The organism is Streptomyces sp. NPDC054841 (genome assembly GCF_053611045.1).
The window spans coordinates 24,162-39,942 of the sequence record NZ_JBSGZO010000031.1 but is presented as its reverse complement, the minus strand read 5'-3'; the positions used below and the strand labels follow the sequence as shown (position 1 = coordinate 39,942).

Here is a 15,781-nt window from a genome sequence, read left to right as displayed (position 1 = left end):
GGTCACCGGACCGCGGGGCCCTCTGCCATGTGACGCCCCGGGTGGCGGGGAGCCGGGATCTGTGCGGTCATGGGCAGAGTCCGGCCCGAGACCACCGGAGCAGGAGGGCAGGAGGGCAGGCGTGGCCAATTCCGTACCCCCGCGCGACCGCACCGACCAGCCCTGGCGCTCCGAGGGTGCGCCGCCGCCCCCGCCGCCGAAGAGGAAGATGCCCGGCGGCTGGGTGGGGCTGGTCCTCGCCGCGCTGCTCGTCTTTCTCATCGCTTTTCTGGCGCTGTCGTACTTCGGGGAGAGCGATGAGCCGACGATCTCGTACACCGAGTTCAGCAAGCAGGTCACGGCGGGGAACGTCACCAAGATCTACGCCAAGGGCGACGCGATCCAGGGCGAGCTGAAGAGCGAACAGGCGCTTCCGGGCGGCGGCGACTACACCAAGTTCACCACCCAGCGGCCCGCCTTCGCCGATGACAACCTCTGGCAGCAGCTCACCCAGAAGGGTGTCACCGTGACGGCCGAACCGGTCGTCGCCGAGCGCGGCTTTCTCGTCAACCTGCTGATCTCGCTCGCACCGCTCCTGCTGCTCGTGCTCCTCTGGGTGTTCCTCGCGCGGCGGATGGGTGGAGGCGTGGGCGGCGGGCCGCTCGGTCGCAAGCCGCCGCCGAAACCCGTCGAGGTGACGGCCGGCAGGCGCACCACCTTCGACGACGTGGCCGGCATCGACGAGGTCGAGGGCGAGCTCAGCGATGTCGTCGACTTCCTCAAGAACCCGGAGGCGTACCGGAGCATGGGCGCCCGGATGCCCGGCGGTGTCCTCCTCGCGGGCCCGCCCGGCACCGGAAAGACCCTGCTCGCGCGGGCCGTGGCGGGCGAGGCGGGAGTGGCGTTCTTCTCCGCGTCCGCCTCCGAGTTCATCGAGATGATCGTGGGTGTGGGCGCCTCACGGGTACGGGAACTCTTCGCCGAGGCCCGCAAGGTCGCCCCGGCCATCGTCTTCATCGACGAGATCGACACCATCGGCAGGGTGCGCGGCGGCGGCGCGAGCCTCGGCGGCCACGACGAGCGCGAGCAGACGCTCAACCAGATCCTGACCGAGATGGACGGCTTCACCGGCTCCGAGGGCGTCGTGGTGCTCGCCGCCACGAACCGCGCCGACGTCCTCGACCCCGCGCTCACCCGGCCGGGGCGCTTCGACCGCATCGTGCAGGTCAGCCCGCCCGACCGGGGCGGCCGCCAGGCGATCCTGGAGATCCACACCCGGGAGATCCCGCTGGCCAAGACCGTCGACCTCGCCCAGGTGGCCCGTACGACACCGGGAATGACCGGCGCCGAACTCGCCAACCTCGCCAACGAGGCCGCGCTGCTCGCGGTCAAGCGCCGCCAGAGCGAGGTCACCCAGAGCGATCTCTCCGACGCCCTGGAGAAGGTGCAGCTCGGTGCGGAACGGCCGCTGGTGATGCCCGAGGAGGAGCGCCGCAGGACCGCGTACCACGAGAGCGGCCATGCACTGCTCGGCATGCTCCAGCCGGGTGCCGACCCCGTCCGCAAGGTCACGATCGTGCCGCGCGGCCGCGCGCTGGGCGTCACCCTCTCCACCCCGGACGCCGACAGATACGCGTACACCGAGGAGTATCTGCGCGGCCGCATCATCGGCGCGCTCGGCGGCATGGCGGCCGAGCACGTCGTCTTCGGGGTCGTCACGACCGGCTCGGAGAGCGACCTGGAGCAGGTCACCCACCTCGTCCGGGGCATGGTCGGCCGCTGGGGCATGAGCGAGCGCGTGGGCCGGCTCACCGCCATCCCCGGCGACGCGCAGGAGCCGTACGGACTCATGGCCGCCTCGGCGACGTTGGACGCCGTCGACCACGAGATGCGCCGGATCGCCGACGAGTGCTACGAGAGCGCCTGCCGCCAACTGCGAGACAACCGCGACCGGCTGGACGCCCTCGCGGAGGCCCTGCTCGCCAACGAGACCCTGGAAGAGTCCGCGGCCTACCGCGCGGCGGGCATCCCGCGTCTCACCAAGGACGAGTCGGAGTAGGCCGTACCCGCCGGGGCTCTGCTCCGGGCCCCGTGCCTCGGCCGCCGCCGGAGGGGCTCCGTTACCGGAGGGGCTCCGTCGGAGCCCGCCCGGGGGGCCTTCGGGCGAGCTCCGGGGGAGATCGAGGACACGGCCGGAGGCCGTACGGGGTCTGGGAGCCTGCCCCAGTTCGGGCCCTGCGACAGTCCGGACCCTGCGATACAGCGGTCGCGCCTACCGCGTGCGGGCGATCAAGTAGCGGAAGACGTTCGGCATCCACACCGTCCCGTCGGCCCGTACATGCGCGTGCAGCGCCTCCGTGACCTCCTTCTCGACCTGTGCCTGGTCCGTCGCCCGCACCGCAGCGTCGAACAGCCCGGTCGACAGCAGCCCGCGCACCGCGCTCTCCAGGTCCGCGTAGCCGAACGGGCACGCCACCCGCCCGGAGCCGTCCGGCTTGAGACCCGCCCTGGTCGCCACGTCCTCCAGGTCGTCCCGCCGTGTCGGGCGCCAGCCGCCGCCCGCGCGCAGCCGCTCGGTGAGCCGGCTCGCGACCCGCAGCACCGCCGACGTGGCGCACCGTTCCGGCGGGCCCCAGCCCGCCAGCACGACCGGGCTGCCGCGCTCGGCCAGCGGAACCACCGCCTCCAACGCGGGGACGAGTCCTTCGGAGTCGCCCGCCGTACACCCGATCGGCTGAAAAATCGTGATCATGCTGAACCGGGGGAGCGCGGGATCCGCCGCCGCCTCGGGACCGCCCTCCACCAGTCGCGCCCCGGCCGCGGCGGACGAGGCAGCCCGGTCGGGCTCCGGCGCGAGCAGCCGCTCGCGGGCCAGCGCGATCCTGGACCGGTCCGTGTCGACGCCGGTGACGCTCGCCCCGCGCCCCGCGGCCATCAGCAGGGCAAGACCGGAGCCGCAGCCGAGCCCCAGCAGCCGGGAGCCCTTGCCGACCTCCAGGTGCTCGTACACCGCCTCGTAGAGGGGCACCAGCATCCGCTCCTGGATCTCGACCCAGTCACGGGCGCGTGCGGCGGGATCCGCCGGGGGAGCGGTGGCCGTACGGGAATGGTGCCGGACGAGCGTAGGTGTCATCGAAAAGCGCCCCAATCCGCCGAGAGGTCAGCTGTGCCCTGATTGACAGCCCCCCGTGTACGTGCGCTCGTGCTCCCCCCGTATGCCAGGGAACTCCGCATCCGTCCGTACGTCCAGAGGTCGCGCCGCGCAAAGCATCGCGTGCCCCGGTCGTGCGCCCCCGCGCCCCGATCGATTCCCCATCCAGAGTGCGGCCGCCTTACGATTCCCGCCATGGCAAAGGCACCCGTTCTCACGCCGCAGGCGGAGGACTTCCCCCGCTGGTACCAGGACCTGATCAACAAGGCCGAGCTCGCCGACAACGGCCCGGTGCGCGGCACGATGGTGATCCGCCCCTACGGGTACGGGCTCTGGGAACGGATGCAGCAGGAGATGGACGCCCGCATCAAGGAAGCCGGGGCGTCCAACGCGTACTTCCCCCTCTTCATCCCGCAGTCGTACCTGACGAAGGAGGCCGAGCACGTCGAGGGCTTCGCCCCGGAGCTCGCGGTCGTCACGCACGGCGGGGGCAAGGAGCTGGAGGAGCCGGTCGTCGTCCGCCCCACCTCCGAGACGATCATCAACGACTACTTCTCCAAGTGGATCCAGAGCTACCGCGATCTGCCGCTGCTGATCAACCAGTGGGCGAACGTGGTCCGCTGGGAGATGCGTCCCCGGGTCTTCCTGCGCACGACCGAATTCCTCTGGCAGGAGGGCCACACCGCCCACGCCACCTATGAGGACGCCCGGGACTACGCCGCCCACATCCACCGGAACGTCTACGCCGACTTCATGGTGAACGTCCTCGGCATCGATGTGGTGCTGGGCCGCAAGACGCCCAGGGAGCGCTTCGCTGGCGCCGTCAACACCCTCACGCTCGAAGGCATGATGGGTGACGGCAAGGCCCTCCAGATGGGCACGAGCCATGAGCTCGGCACCAACTTCTCCAAGGCATTCAACACCACCTATCTGTCGAAGGACGGCAAGCAGGAGCTGGTCTGGCAGACCTCCTGGGGCTCCTCCACCCGGATGGTCGGCGGCCTGATCATGTCGCACGGCGACGACAACGGCCTGCGCGTCCCACCGCGCCTGGCACCGGTGCAGGCCGTCGTCCTCGCCATCAAGCGCGACGAGGCGGTGCTGGCCAAGGTCCGCGAGATCGGCGACCGGCTCAGGGCCGCGGGCGTCCGCGTCCAGGTCGACGACCGCACCGACACCCCCTTCGGCCGCCGGGCCGTCGACTGGGAGCTCAAGGGCGTGCCGGTACGCATCGAGGTCGGCCCGCGCGATCTGGAGGGCGGCACGGCGATGCTGGCCCGCCGTATCCCCGGGGGCAAGGAACCCGTCGCGATCGATTCGCTCGCCGGTCTGCTGCCCACGGTGCTGGAGGAGGACCAGGCGCTGCTGCTGCGCCAGTCGCGTGAACGCCGAGAGGCCCGTACGAGCGATGTGACGACGATCGAGGAGGCCGCAGAGGCCGCGGTCGCGGGCGGCTGGGCGCGTATCCCCTGGGCGGCACTCGGCACGGAGGGCGAGGCGGTGCTCGCTGATCAGGCCGTGTCGGTGCGGTGTCTGGTCGCGGCGGACGGGTCGGTGCCGGACGCCGACGACGCCCCGGGTACGCTCGCGATCGTCGCGCGGGCCTACTGACGGCGGGCCGCGGCCGGGCGGGGCGCCTCCGAGCACCCGTGAGCCCCCTCGGGCCATGCGCGCCCCGGAGCGCGGTCCCGGGCTACGCGCCGGGGCGTGCATCTTCGGCATTACTGCGTAGACGCGTAGCTACGTACCGGCTTGGTATGAGCTGCGAGGCTTCTCCGCAGATCAGCGCACCCGCCCTCGTCAGGACGCATCAATGGCAACTGACGGGTACGTGCAAAATATTTGGGATGCCCCGGAATGGAACCCGCGAGCCGCCCGGCTCGTTATCACGACGTGAGCACGACACCACCTGTTCTCGCCGCAGAGCTGGCACAGGCGTGGGCCGACATTCAGCGGCACCACCCCGAGCTGCCTGACCTTGCCGCGCCAGAGTCCCTGATCGGAGAGTCCTCGTCCGCCTGCGGCCACGAGCTCTCCTTCGAGCGACTGCTCCATGAGGCAGTCCACGGCATCGCCGCCGCCCGAGGGGTCCGTGACACCTCGCGCGCCGGCCGCTACCACAACCGCCGGTTCCTGGCGATCGCCGAGGAGATGGGCCTGGACCACCCGGAGGAGCCGCACCCGAGCAGCGGTTTCTCGCTGGTCACGCTCAACCCCGAGGCGAAGCGGCGGTATCGCCCGACGATCGAGCGGCTGCAGCGCGCCCTCGCCGCGCACACGGTCGCGACGGCCTCCGACACCAAGCGGACCTTCCGGGGCCCGGCCGCGCGGCACGGTTCGTCCGGCGGCGGCGTCCGGGTGAAGGCCGTCTGCGAGTGCGGCCGCAACGTCCGGGTCGTGCCGTCGGTCCTCGCCCAGGCGCCGATCGTCTGCGGCGGCTGCGGGAAGCCGTTCCGCATCCCGGAAGCGGTGGCCGCGGCGAGCTGAACCGCCCGGCCGCGCCCGGGAGTGGGAGCCTCGCGCCGACCTGGGGCGCGGGTCGGCCGGTCGGATCCGTGTGGCACAATGGCTAGCTGTACTCGACAGTCGCACAGGACCCCTCTCTCCTCCGGCTGACGCGTCCATCGGGCCATCGGGTCCGCAACCCCACGCGGCATCTCGTTGTGCCCAACCACGTCAAAACCAGGAGAACCCACTCCCGTGGCAGTCAAGATCAAGCTGAAGCGTCTGGGCAAGATCCGTTCGCCTCACTACCGCATCGTCGTCGCCGACTCCCGTACCCGCCGTGACGGCCGGGCCATCGAGGAGATCGGTCTGTACCACCCGACGTACAACCCGTCGCGCATCGAGGTCGACTCGGAGCGCGCGCAGTACTGGCTGTCCGTCGGCGCCCAGCCGACCGAGCCGGTTCTCGCGATCCTGAAGCTCACCGGCGACTGGCAGAAGCACAAGGGCCTGCCGGCCCCGGAGAAGCCGCTGCTCCAGCCGGAGACGAAGGAAGACAAGCGCGCTTCCTTCGATGCCTTCGCCAAGACCCTCGAGGGCGACGACGCCAAGGGTGAGGCCATCACCCCGAAGGCGAAGAAGACCGAGAAGAAGGCGGACGAGGCTGAGGCCGCCGCCGAGTCGACCGAGGCCTGAGCATGCTCGAGGAGGCTCTCGAGCACCTCGTGAAGGGCATCGTCGACAACCCGGACGATGTGCACGTGGCCTCGCGCACTCTGCGCCGTGGGCGTGTGCTGGAAGTCCGGGTGCACCCCGACGATCTCGGTAAGGTGATCGGCCGCAACGGCCGCACCGCGCGCGCCCTGCGCACCGTTGTGGGCGCCATCGGCGGTCGTGGTATCCGTGTCGACCTCGTCGACGTGGACCAGGTCCACTGAGAAGTTGAATCACCGGCACGGGCCGGGGTGGGCTGCGGCCCATCCCGGCCCGAGTCGTATGACAGGAGCATTGAGCGTGCAGTTGGTAGTCGCGCGGATCGGCCGTGCCCATGGCATCAAGGGCGAAGTCACCGTCGAGGTACGTACCGACGAGCCGGAACTGAGGCTCGCACCCGGGGCCGTACTGGCCACCGAGCCGGCCTCCGCCGGACCGCTGACCATCGAGACCGGCCGGGTGCACAGTGGCAGGCTGCTGCTGCGCTTCGAAGGCGTACGGGACCGCAACGGCGCCGAGGCCCTGCGCAACACCCTGCTGATCGCCGAGGTCGATCCGGACGAGCTGCCGGACGAGCCCGACGAGTACTACGACCACCAGCTGATGGACCTGGACGTGGTGCTCACCGACGGGACCGAGGTCGGGCGGATCACGGAGATCTCGCATCTGCCCTCGCAGGACCTGTTCATCGTGGAGCGGCCCGACGGCAGCGAGGTGATGATCCCCTTCGTCGAGGAGATCGTCACCGAGATCGATCTGGCGGAGCAGAAGGCCGTCATCGACCCGCCGCCGGGACTCATCGACGACCGGGCCGTGATCGATTCCAGCCGTGACGAGGACGCGTCCTGATGCGGCTCGACGTCGTCACGATCTTTCCCGAGTATCTGGAGCCGCTGAACGTCTCGCTCGTCGGCAAGGCGCGGGCACGCGGGCAGCTCGACGTCCACGTGCACGACCTGCGGAACTGGACGTACGACCGGCACAGCACCGTCGACGACACCCCGTACGGCGGCGGCCCCGGCATGGTCATGAAGACCGAGCCCTGGGGTGACGCGCTGGACGACGCGCTCGCGGACGGGTACGAGACGGGCGCGCACGGGCCGGCGCTGGTCGTACCGACCCCCAGCGGCCGTCCGTTCACCCAGGAGCTCGCCGTCGAGCTCTCCGAGCGGCCCTGGCTGATCTTCACCCCCGCCCGGTACGAGGGCATCGACCGCCGCGTCATGGACGAGTACGCCACCCGGATACCGGTCTACGAGGTCTCCATCGGGGACTACGTCCTGGCCGGCGGCGAGGCGGCTGTTCTGGTCATCACGGAGGCCGTGGCGCGGCTGCTGCCGGGCGTCCTCGGCAACGCCGAATCACACCGCGACGACTCCTTTGCGCCCGGCGCCATGGCAAACCTGCTGGAGGGGCCCGTCTACACCAAGCCGCCCGTGTGGCGCGGCCGCGACGTTCCGGACGTCCTGCTCAGCGGGCACCACGGGAAGATCGCGCGGTGGCGGCGGGACGAGGCGTTCCGTCGTACGGCCCGGAACCGGCCCGACCTCATCGAGCGCTGCGACCCGTCGGCATTCGACAAGAAGGACCGCGAGATCCTCTCCATCCTCGGCTGGGCGCCCTCGCCCGACGGCCGATTTTGGCGCAGGCCCGAGGCCGTGGAAGAATAGGCCGCTGCCGTACGTCCGGCGTGCGCCCCTGCCACAGGGGGACACGACGCCCGCTCCGACGCCGCGGCCCCCATCTCATCTCTACGTACCGCTGATGACCTGTGGCATCGGCGAAGAAAGCAGACGAACATGTCGCACTTGCTCGACGCCGTCAACACCGCCTCGCTGCGGACCGACGTCCCCGCGTTCCGTCCCGGTGACACCGTGAACGTCCACGTTCGCGTCATCGAGGGCAACCGCTCCCGTATCCAGCAGTTCAAGGGTGTCGTCATCCGCCGCCAGGGCTCCGGCGTCAGCGAGACCTTCACGGTCCGCAAGGTCTCCTTCTCCGTCGGCGTCGAGCGCACCTTCCCGGTGCACAGCCCGATCTTCGAGAAGATCGAGCTCGTCACCCGCGGTGACGTCCGTCGCGCGAAGCTGTACTACCTGCGTGAGCTGCGCGGCAAGGCCGCGAAGATCAAGGAGAAGCGCGAGAACTGAGCTACGGCTCACACCCGCGCGCAGCTGCGGCCTCATACGGTTCTTATGGCGGCCGGATAGCATCTGGCCCCGATGAACACCGAAGCACAGCACACGGAGCGCGACCGTTCTTCCACACCGGAGACCGATGAGTCCCGGCCGGAAGAGGGGTCGCGCTCCGCGCGCATTTCCCGGCAGTTCTCCTGGCGGCGGGCCGGCCTGCTCGGTGGCGTCTGCGCGGTCTTTCTCCTGCTGCTCAGCCATTTCGTGATGCAGCCCTTCCTGATCCCGAGCACCTCCATGGAGCCGACCCTGGAGGTCGGTGACCGGGTGCTGGTCAACAAGCTGGCGTACCGTTTCGGTTCTGAGCCACGGCGTGGGGACGTGGTCGTCTTCGACGGCACCGGATCCTTCGTCCGGGAAACGCCCGAGGAGAATCCGGTGACCGGGCTGGTGCACGGGGCAGCCGCCGCCGTGGGCCTGGCCGAGCCCGTCGAGACCGATTTCGTGAAGCGCGTGGTAGGCGTCGGGGGCGACCGAGTGGTCTGCTGCGACGAGGGGGGAAGAGTCGAGGTGAACGGCGTGCCGGTCGAAGAGCGCTACGTGTACTTCGGCGACGCCCCGTCCCGGGTGCCGTTCGACATCGTCGTACCGCGAGGCACCCTGTGGGTCATGGGCGACCACCGCAGCAAGTCACGGGACTCCCGGGAACACTTGGGAGAGCCGGGCGGCGGCATGGTTCCCCTCGACAAGGTGATCGGACGGGCGGACTGGATCGGCTGGCCGGTCGGCCGCTGGTCCGCGCTGGAGCCCACCGATGCCTTTGACGGCGTACGCGCACCGGACGGCGCGCATGGGTAACCGCGGACGGCGCGCGAGCCACCGGGCCGACACCCGGCTGCCCACCGGCACCCGCCCCACCAACGGCGTCCGGTCCCTTCCGGGGCGCGCGGAGCGGCGCAGGCTGGCGAAGAAGGTGAAGCGACGGCGGCAGCGGTCCGCCGTCAAGGAGATACCTCTGCTCATAACCGTGGCGCTGCTGATCGCGCTGGTCCTCAAGACCTTCCTGGTCCAGGCCTTCGTGATCCCTTCCGGCTCGATGGAACAGACGATCAAGATCGACGACCGGGTGCTGGTGGACAAGCTGACGCCGTGGTTCGGCTCGAAGCCGGAGCGAGGCGACGTGGTGGTCTTCAAGGACCCCGGCGGCTGGCTGCAAGAGGAGCAGACCCCCAAGAAGGACGACCCGGTCGTCGTCAAACAGGTCAAACAGGCGCTGACCTTCATCGGTCTGCTGCCGTCCGACGACGAGCAGGATCTGATCAAGCGCGTGGTCGCGGTCGGGGGCGACCGCGTGGTCTGCTGCGACCAGGGCGGCAAAGTCACGGTCAACGGCGTACCGCTGAACGAGCCATATCTGCATCCCGGAAACGCCCCGTCCAAGCTCAAGTTCGACGTGCAGGTCCCGGCCGGGCGGCTCTTCGTCATGGGCGACCACCGGTCGAATTCGGCCGACTCGCGCTTCCACCTCGACGAGCAGTACGGCGGCACGGTCTCGGAGGAGGAAGTCGTCGGGCGTGCGGTCGTCATCGCATGGCCGTTCGACCACTGGAGCAAGCTGGAAGAGCGGGGAACGTACGCCTCTGTGCCCGATGCGCGTGCCGGGACGGCCACGGCACACGGACCGTCGCATAGTGTGTCCTCTCAGGATCTGAACGGAATGGTCCTGCTCCCGAGCCCTGCGGAACTCCCGCTCGTTATGGGAGTGGTGGGCCTGCGCCGCCTCCGGCGCCGGCGGTTGCACGGAGTGAGGAGTGGATGTGGGGGATTTGGCGGTCGACGCACGATCCGGACACGACGAGCACGAGGAGCGGCCGGAGCGGTTGGCGGAGCCTTCCCCCGACGGCGATGGCTCCGGCGGCGGTTCCCCGGAGGGTGACGGTGACCCAGTGAGGACGCACCGGTCGTTCTGGAAGGAACTCCCCCTGCTGATCGGTATCGCACTGCTCCTCGCGCTGCTGATCAAGACATTCCTGGTGCAGGCGTTCTCGATCCCCTCGGACTCGATGATGAACACGCTGCAGCGTGGCGACCGGGTGCTGGTCGACAAGCTGACGCCGTGGTTCGGCTCGGAGCCCGAGCGCGGCGAGGTCGTCGTCTTCCACGACCCGGGCGGCTGGCTGGACGACGCCCAGGCCCCCGAGCCCAACGCGATGCAGAAGTTCCTCAGCTTCATCGGACTGATGCCGTCCGCCGAGGAGAAGGACCTGATCAAGCGGGTCATCGGGGTCGGCGGGGACACCGTCGAGTGCAAGAAGGGCGGCAAGGTCCACGTCAACGGCAAGGCGCTGGACGAGACGTCGTACATCCACCCCGGCAGCACGCCGTGCGACGACAAGCCGTTCGGGCCGGTCAAGGTGCCCGAGGGCAGCATCTGGGTCATGGGTGACAACCGGCAGAACTCGCTGGACTCGCGCTACCACCAGGAGCTCCCCGGCAACGGCACGGTCAAGAACGACGAGGTCGTCGGACGGGCCGTCGTGGTGGCCTGGCCGTTCGGCCGCTGGTCCACGCTGCCGGTGCCCGGCACCTTCGACCAGCCCGGACTGAGCGCCGCGGGCGCCGTCGCGCCGGGCGCACTGGGTGTGGCGGGTGCGTTGCCCATCGTGCTGGTGCGCCGCAGGATGCTGACCCGGGAGCAGACTGGCGGGTAGGGTGCCGCTCGGATCAGCGATCGTCGATCTCCGAGGTGGGGAGCGCTGGGATGAGCGGAACAGGACGTACGGAAGGCGGCCGCGGCCGGCTCGGCAGGGTGCTGTCGGGGCTGGCCGTGGCCGTCGGCTGTGTGCTCTTCCTCGGTGGGTTCGTCTGGGGAGCGGTGCAGTACCGGCCGTACACGGTGCCGACCGAGTCCATGTCCCCCACGGTCGAGGCCGGGGACCGGGTGCTGGCGCAGCGGATCGAGGGCTCCGAGGTGCGGCGCGGCGATGTCGTCGTCTTCACCGACAAGGTGTGGGGCGACATGCCGATGGTGAAGCGCGTGGTCGGGGTGAGTGGTGACAAGATCGCGTGCTGCGACGCCGACGGCCGGATGACCATCAACGGCAAGGCGATCGAAGAACCGTACCTGCGCAACAAGGGACGGGCCTCGCTGACCGGCTTCACCGCCACCGTGCCCGAGGGGCAGCTCTTCCTGCTCGGCGACGACCGCCTGGGCTCCCTGGACTCCCGTGTGCACCTCGAGGACCCCGGGCACGGCTCGGTGCCTCGCGAGGCGGTGACCGCCCGGCTGGACGCCGTGGCATGGCCGCTGGGCGCGCTGGTGGAGCGCCCACAGAGTTTCGCTGCGCTGCCGGGCGGAGTGTCCCGGCCGGGGCCGGTGAAGCTGGTGGTGGGGTCGGTGGCGCTGGGTGCGGTGCTGATCCTGGTGGGCGCGGCGTACGGGCCGGTCGCGCGGGCCTTCGGCCGCCGGAAGACTCCCGGCGGCACACGGACCAGGGTGACGGCGGATGCCTGAGCAGCAGCTGCGGAAGGTCGCACGGGTCATCCTCCTCGACCCGCAGGACCGCATCCTGCTGTTGCACGGCTTCGAGCCGGACGATCCGGCGGACAGTTGGTGGTTCACGCCCGGCGGCGGTATCGAGGGCGGCGAGAGCCGTGAGCAGGCCGCGCTGCGCGAACTCGCCGAGGAGACCGGGATCACAGACGTCGAGCTGGGGCCGGTGATCTGGCAGCGGGTGTGCTCGTTCCCGTTCGACGGACGGCGCTGGGACCAGGACGAGTGGTACTACCTGGCACGCACCGGGCAGACCGCGACCAGCCTCGACGGCCTGACGCGGCTGGAACAGCGCAGCGTCGCGGGGCTGAGGTGGTGGACTTCCGCCGAACTGTCTGCGGCGCGTGAGACGGTGTATCCGACCAGACTCGCCGAGCTGCTGCGCACGCTGCTCGACGAGGGTCCTCCGAGTGCGCCGGTGGTCTTGGCCCCAGAAATCGTCTAGGGACGCGCGGGGCTGGCGCACAATAGGGGGACGCACGGCTGAAGGGGAACATGCCATGAGCGCCGAGGACCTCGAAAAGTACGAGACCGAGATGGAGCTGAAGCTCTACCGGGAGTACCGCGACGTCGTCGGTCTGTTCAAATACGTGATCGAGACCGAGCGTCGCTTCTATCTCACCAACGATTACGAGATGCAGGTGCACTCGGTGCAGGGCGAGGTCTTCTTTGAGGTCTCGATGGCGGATGCGTGGGTCTGGGACATGTATCGGCCGGCCAGGTTCGTCAAGCAGGTCCGCGTGCTCACGTTCAAGGACGTGAACATCGAGGAGCTGAACAAGAGCGACCTGGAGCTTCCGGGAGGCTGAGCCGGGTCCGCGGCCGGGGATGTGGTCGGGGACCCTGGCCCCTGGCGGTGATAGTGGCGGTGCCTGTGGGCCAGGGCGACCGAGGGCAGGGGTGGTTCCCCCTGCCGGGTGACTGAGTTATCCACAACGGACGGCTTGTCCACCAAGATCCACAAGCTGGGGTGTGACGCGTCAGAGTCGGTGCCGGAGGTGGTGCCGAGATGAACGCGACGGGGGCACTCGGACAGTACGGCGAGGAGCTGGCGGCCCGACGCCTGGCCGATGCCGGATTGACCGTGCTGGCACGCAACTGGCGGTGCGGACGGGCGGGCGAGATCGACATCGTCGCCCGGGACGGCGACATGGTGGTCGTCTGCGAGGTCAAGACCCGCAGGGGCGGGGCCGAGGGACGGGGGCCCTTCGAGCACCCGATGGCCGCGATCACGCCCGCCAAGGCGGCCCGGCTCAGACGGCTGGCGGCCTGCTGGCTGGAGCGGCAGGGCGGACCACCCCCGCCGGGCGGGGTGCGGATCGATCTGATCGGAGTGGTGCTGCCCCGGCGTGGCGCGCCCCGCGTCGAGCACGCGCAGGGGGTGGCCTGATGGGCTTCGCTCGTACGTGCTCGGTGGCGCTGGTCGGCGTCGAAGGCGTCGTGGTCGAGGTCCAGGCCGATCTGGAGCCCGGGGTGGCGGCCTTCGCCCTGGTCGGACTGCCCGACAAGAGCCTGGTGGAGAGCCGCGACAGGGTCAGGGCGGCCGTGGTCAATTCGGACGCGCAGTGGCCGCAGAAGAAGCTCACGGTGGGGCTCAGTCCCGCCTCCGTCCCCAAGAGCGGATCGGGCTTCGATCTGGCGGTCGCCTGCGCGGTCCTCGGTGCCGCGGAGCACATCGACCCGCGGGCGATCGCCGATCTGGTGCTCGTCGGGGAGCTGGGGCTGGACGGCAGGGTGCGGCCCGTGCGCGGGGTACTGCCCGCGGTCCTCGCCGCCGCCGAGGCGGGGTACCGGCAGGTGGTCGTCCCCGAGCAGACTGCCGGGGAGGCGTCCCTGGTGCCGGGCGTATCCGTCCTCGGGGTGCGAAGCCTGCGCCAGCTCATTGCGGTGCTCAACGACGAGCCGGTGCCACAGGAGGAGCCCGACGGCGAGGGCCGGCCGGACGCCATGCTCGCCGGACTCATGGTGCCGGGCGCCGGGGTCGGCACAGGGCTCGCCGCGGATCCGGGCGACGACGGCCACTGGCCGGACCTCGCCGACGTGGCCGGACAGCACGCCGCACGCACGGCCCTGGAGGTCGCGGCGGCGGGCGGCCACCATCTGCTGCTCCATGGGCCGCCGGGAGCGGGCAAGACGATGCTCGCCGAGCGGCTGCCCGCAGTGCTGCCGCCACTGACCCGGCAGGAGTCCCTCGAGGTCACCGCCGTCCACTCCGTCGCGGGCATCCTCCCGCCGGGCGAGCCCCTCGTGCGCACGCCGCCGTACTGCGCCCCGCACCACTCGGCGACCATGCAGTCCCTCGTCGGCGGCGGCCAGGGCCTGCCGAGGCCCGGAGCCGTGTCCCTGGCACATCGGGGTGTGCTGTTCCTCGACGAGGCTCCGGAGTTCTCCGGCAAAGCGCTCGACGCCCTCCGTCAGCCGCTCGAGTCCGGGCATGTGGTCGTCGCGCGCAGCGCAGGGGTGGTGAGGCTTCCGGCCCGCTTCCTCATGGTGCTGGCGGCCAACCCCTGTCCCTGCGGCCGGCACACCCTGCACGGTGCCGGGTGCGAGTGCCCCGCATCGCTGATCCGGCGCTACCAGGCCCGGCTGTCGGGGCCGCTGCTCGACCGGGTCGACCTACGCGTCGAGGCGGAGCCGGTCAACCGCTCGGACCTGCTGGGGCAGGGCGGGCGAGGGGAGTCGACGGCGGTCGTCGCCGCCCGGGTCCAGGAGGCCCGGGCCAGGGCCGCCGACCGGTTGGAGGGCACCCCGTGGAGCGTCAACAGCGAGGTGCCCGGTCATGAGCTGCGCACCCGCTGGCAGGTGGCGCCCGGCGCGCTCGCCGCGGCCGAGCGCGACATGGAGCGGGGGCTGCTCACCGCCCGGGGCATGGACCGCGTACTCCGCGTGGCATGGACCGTCGCCGACCTCGCCGGTCGCGGGAGGCCCGCCGTCCACGACGTGGATCTCGCCCTGCAGCTGCGCACGGGCATCGCCAGAGGCGTCCCCGTGGGCGTCGGAGCCGAGCGGTGAGCGGGGGCGGCGCATGACGGCGGGGGTGAGTGACGAGGAGCGTAGGGCGCGGGCGGCGTTGACGCGGGTCGTCGAACCGGGTGATGAACAGGGAGGGCGGTTGCTGCGGCAGCACGGTGCCGTGGAGCTGATGGCGCGGCTCACCGCGCCTCGGGCGGGGGAGGGCGCGCTGACCGGAGCGGGGGCGCAGCGGATCGAGGGCTATCGGACACGGGCCGCGGCGGCCCGCCCGGAGTACGACCTCGAAACGGTGGCGGAGGCCGGCGGGCGCTTCCTCTGTCCGGGTGACCCGGAGTGGCCGGGTCAGCTTGCCGACCTCGGGGACGCCATGCCCGTTGGGCTCTGGGTGCGTGGCGGTCCCGACCTGCGGATATGGGCGCTGCGCTCGGTCGCCGTGGTGGGAGCCAGGGCCTGCACACCCTACGGCGCGCATGTGGCGGCGAGCCTTGGATCGGGCCTCGCCGAGCGCGGCTGGGTCGTCGTCTCCGGCGCGGCCCGCGTTCTGTATCGAGTGAGTGTTGTTGGTCCCTCCACCGGTGGTCGGCTCCACGCGGCACAGCCGAATTTGAGCGTGAGAGGTACGGCAGGCTCGAGGCCGGTGCGATGTGGGGGCCCGAGCGGATCTCCACCCGGGCCCAAGAGGCGCCTCCTTGCGGGATGCGGAGACAATTGGAGTGCGACTAGCATTGGAATTTGTCTACTCGACTCTTCCGGTCTCCGCTTAGGGTCTGCTAACTTAAGAAACTCCCTGGTATCAGGCAGAGGCAGAGCTACCAGGCCTCGAATGGTGCCTAG

Annotated in this window: 17 protein-coding genes and 1 pseudogene; 17 read left to right on the top strand and 1 reads right to left on the bottom strand. The window is 70.6% G+C overall.

The genetic code is table 11. The features are described from left to right. The first annotated feature begins 121 nt into the window (after positions 1 to 121). Entirely contained in the window at positions 122 to 2,038 is a 1,917-nt protein-coding gene (gene ftsH / locus ACWGI8_RS07295) for an ATP-dependent zinc metalloprotease FtsH (RefSeq protein ID WP_453659130.1), read from the top strand. Positions 2,039 to 2,251: 213 nt separating this feature from the next. Here the strand turns inward: ftsH and ACWGI8_RS07290 are convergent, their stop codons facing one another. Further along, entirely contained in the window at positions 2,252 to 3,112 is an 861-nt protein-coding gene (locus ACWGI8_RS07290) for an SAM-dependent methyltransferase (protein ID WP_453659129.1), read from the bottom strand. Positions 3,113 to 3,325: 213 nt separating this feature from the next. On the opposite strand from ACWGI8_RS07290, the gene proS reads away from it, so the two are divergent. The 16 genes and pseudogenes from proS to ACWGI8_RS07210 form a co-directional block, all read left to right on the top strand. Then, positions 3,326 to 4,741, top strand: a complete 1,416-nt coding sequence (gene proS / locus ACWGI8_RS07285) for a proline--tRNA ligase (protein WP_453659128.1) — start codon at positions 3,326 to 3,328, stop codon at positions 4,739 to 4,741. Between the two features lie 246 nt (positions 4,742 to 4,987). Then, positions 4,988 to 5,617, top strand: coding sequence for a hypothetical protein (locus ACWGI8_RS07280; RefSeq protein ID WP_453659127.1), 630 nt, complete (start codon positions 4,988 to 4,990; stop codon positions 5,615 to 5,617). A 213-nt stretch (positions 5,618 to 5,830) separates the two neighbouring features. Beyond that, complete coding sequence (rpsP, locus tag ACWGI8_RS07275) at positions 5,831 to 6,271, top strand: 30S ribosomal protein S16 (RefSeq protein ID WP_453659126.1); 441 nt, start codon at positions 5,831 to 5,833, stop codon at positions 6,269 to 6,271. Positions 6,272 to 6,273: 2 nt separating this feature from the next. After that, positions 6,274 to 6,513: an RNA-binding protein gene (locus ACWGI8_RS07270; protein WP_453659125.1), complete on the top strand. Its 240-nt coding sequence runs from the start codon at positions 6,274 to 6,276 to the stop codon at positions 6,511 to 6,513. A gap of 76 nt (positions 6,514 to 6,589) precedes the next feature. Continuing rightward, positions 6,590 to 7,138: a ribosome maturation factor RimM gene (gene rimM / locus ACWGI8_RS07265; protein ID WP_453659124.1), complete on the top strand. Its 549-nt coding sequence runs from the start codon at positions 6,590 to 6,592 to the stop codon at positions 7,136 to 7,138. Further along, positions 7,138 to 7,959, top strand: a complete 822-nt coding sequence (gene trmD / locus ACWGI8_RS07260) for a tRNA (guanosine(37)-N1)-methyltransferase TrmD (RefSeq protein WP_453659123.1) — start codon at positions 7,138 to 7,140, stop codon at positions 7,957 to 7,959. The genes rimM and trmD overlap by 1 nt, the downstream gene beginning before the upstream one ends. Before the next feature lie 129 nt (positions 7,960 to 8,088). Beyond that, positions 8,089 to 8,439 (top strand): 50S ribosomal protein L19, encoded by a 351-nt coding sequence (gene rplS / locus ACWGI8_RS07255; protein ID WP_453659122.1) that lies wholly within the window; start codon positions 8,089 to 8,091, stop codon positions 8,437 to 8,439. Between the two features lie 72 nt (positions 8,440 to 8,511). Then, on the top strand, positions 8,512 to 9,279 hold the full coding sequence (gene lepB, locus ACWGI8_RS07250; RefSeq protein ID WP_453659121.1) for a signal peptidase I: 768 nt from the start codon (positions 8,512 to 8,514) through the stop codon (positions 9,277 to 9,279). Continuing rightward, on the top strand, positions 9,272 to 10,357 hold the full coding sequence (lepB, locus tag ACWGI8_RS07245) for a signal peptidase I (protein WP_453659120.1): 1,086 nt from the start codon (positions 9,272 to 9,274) through the stop codon (positions 10,355 to 10,357). The genes lepB (ACWGI8_RS07250) and lepB (ACWGI8_RS07245) overlap by 8 nt, the downstream gene beginning before the upstream one ends. Then, positions 10,248 to 11,132: a signal peptidase I gene (gene lepB, locus ACWGI8_RS07240; protein WP_453659132.1), complete on the top strand. Its 885-nt coding sequence runs from the start codon at positions 10,248 to 10,250 to the stop codon at positions 11,130 to 11,132. The genes lepB (ACWGI8_RS07245) and lepB (ACWGI8_RS07240) overlap by 110 nt, the downstream gene beginning before the upstream one ends. A 50-nt stretch (positions 11,133 to 11,182) precedes the next feature. After that, positions 11,183 to 11,935, top strand: coding sequence for a signal peptidase I (gene lepB / locus ACWGI8_RS07235; RefSeq protein ID WP_453659119.1), 753 nt, complete (start codon positions 11,183 to 11,185; stop codon positions 11,933 to 11,935). Next, positions 11,928 to 12,419 (top strand): NUDIX hydrolase, encoded by a 492-nt coding sequence (locus ACWGI8_RS07230; protein WP_453659118.1) that lies wholly within the window; start codon positions 11,928 to 11,930, stop codon positions 12,417 to 12,419. Before lepB (ACWGI8_RS07235) ends, ACWGI8_RS07230 begins: the two co-directional genes overlap by 8 nt. Before the next feature lie 55 nt (positions 12,420 to 12,474). Then, a complete protein-coding gene (locus ACWGI8_RS07225; protein ID WP_003965949.1) occupies positions 12,475 to 12,783 on the top strand; it encodes a DUF2469 domain-containing protein in 309 nt (102 codons plus the stop codon). Between the two features lie 200 nt (positions 12,784 to 12,983). Then, positions 12,984 to 13,364, top strand: coding sequence for a YraN family protein (locus tag ACWGI8_RS07220; RefSeq protein WP_453659117.1), 381 nt, complete (start codon positions 12,984 to 12,986; stop codon positions 13,362 to 13,364). Then, positions 13,364 to 14,986 (top strand): YifB family Mg chelatase-like AAA ATPase, encoded by a 1,623-nt coding sequence (locus tag ACWGI8_RS07215; RefSeq protein ID WP_453659116.1) that lies wholly within the window; start codon positions 13,364 to 13,366, stop codon positions 14,984 to 14,986. The genes ACWGI8_RS07220 and ACWGI8_RS07215 overlap by 1 nt, the downstream gene beginning before the upstream one ends. Positions 14,987 to 14,999: 13 nt before the next feature. Beyond that, positions 15,000 to 15,482 (top strand): annotated as a pseudogene (locus tag ACWGI8_RS07210) (DNA-processing protein DprA); the annotation flags it as partial. Positions 15,483 to 15,781: the final 299 nt, after the last annotated feature.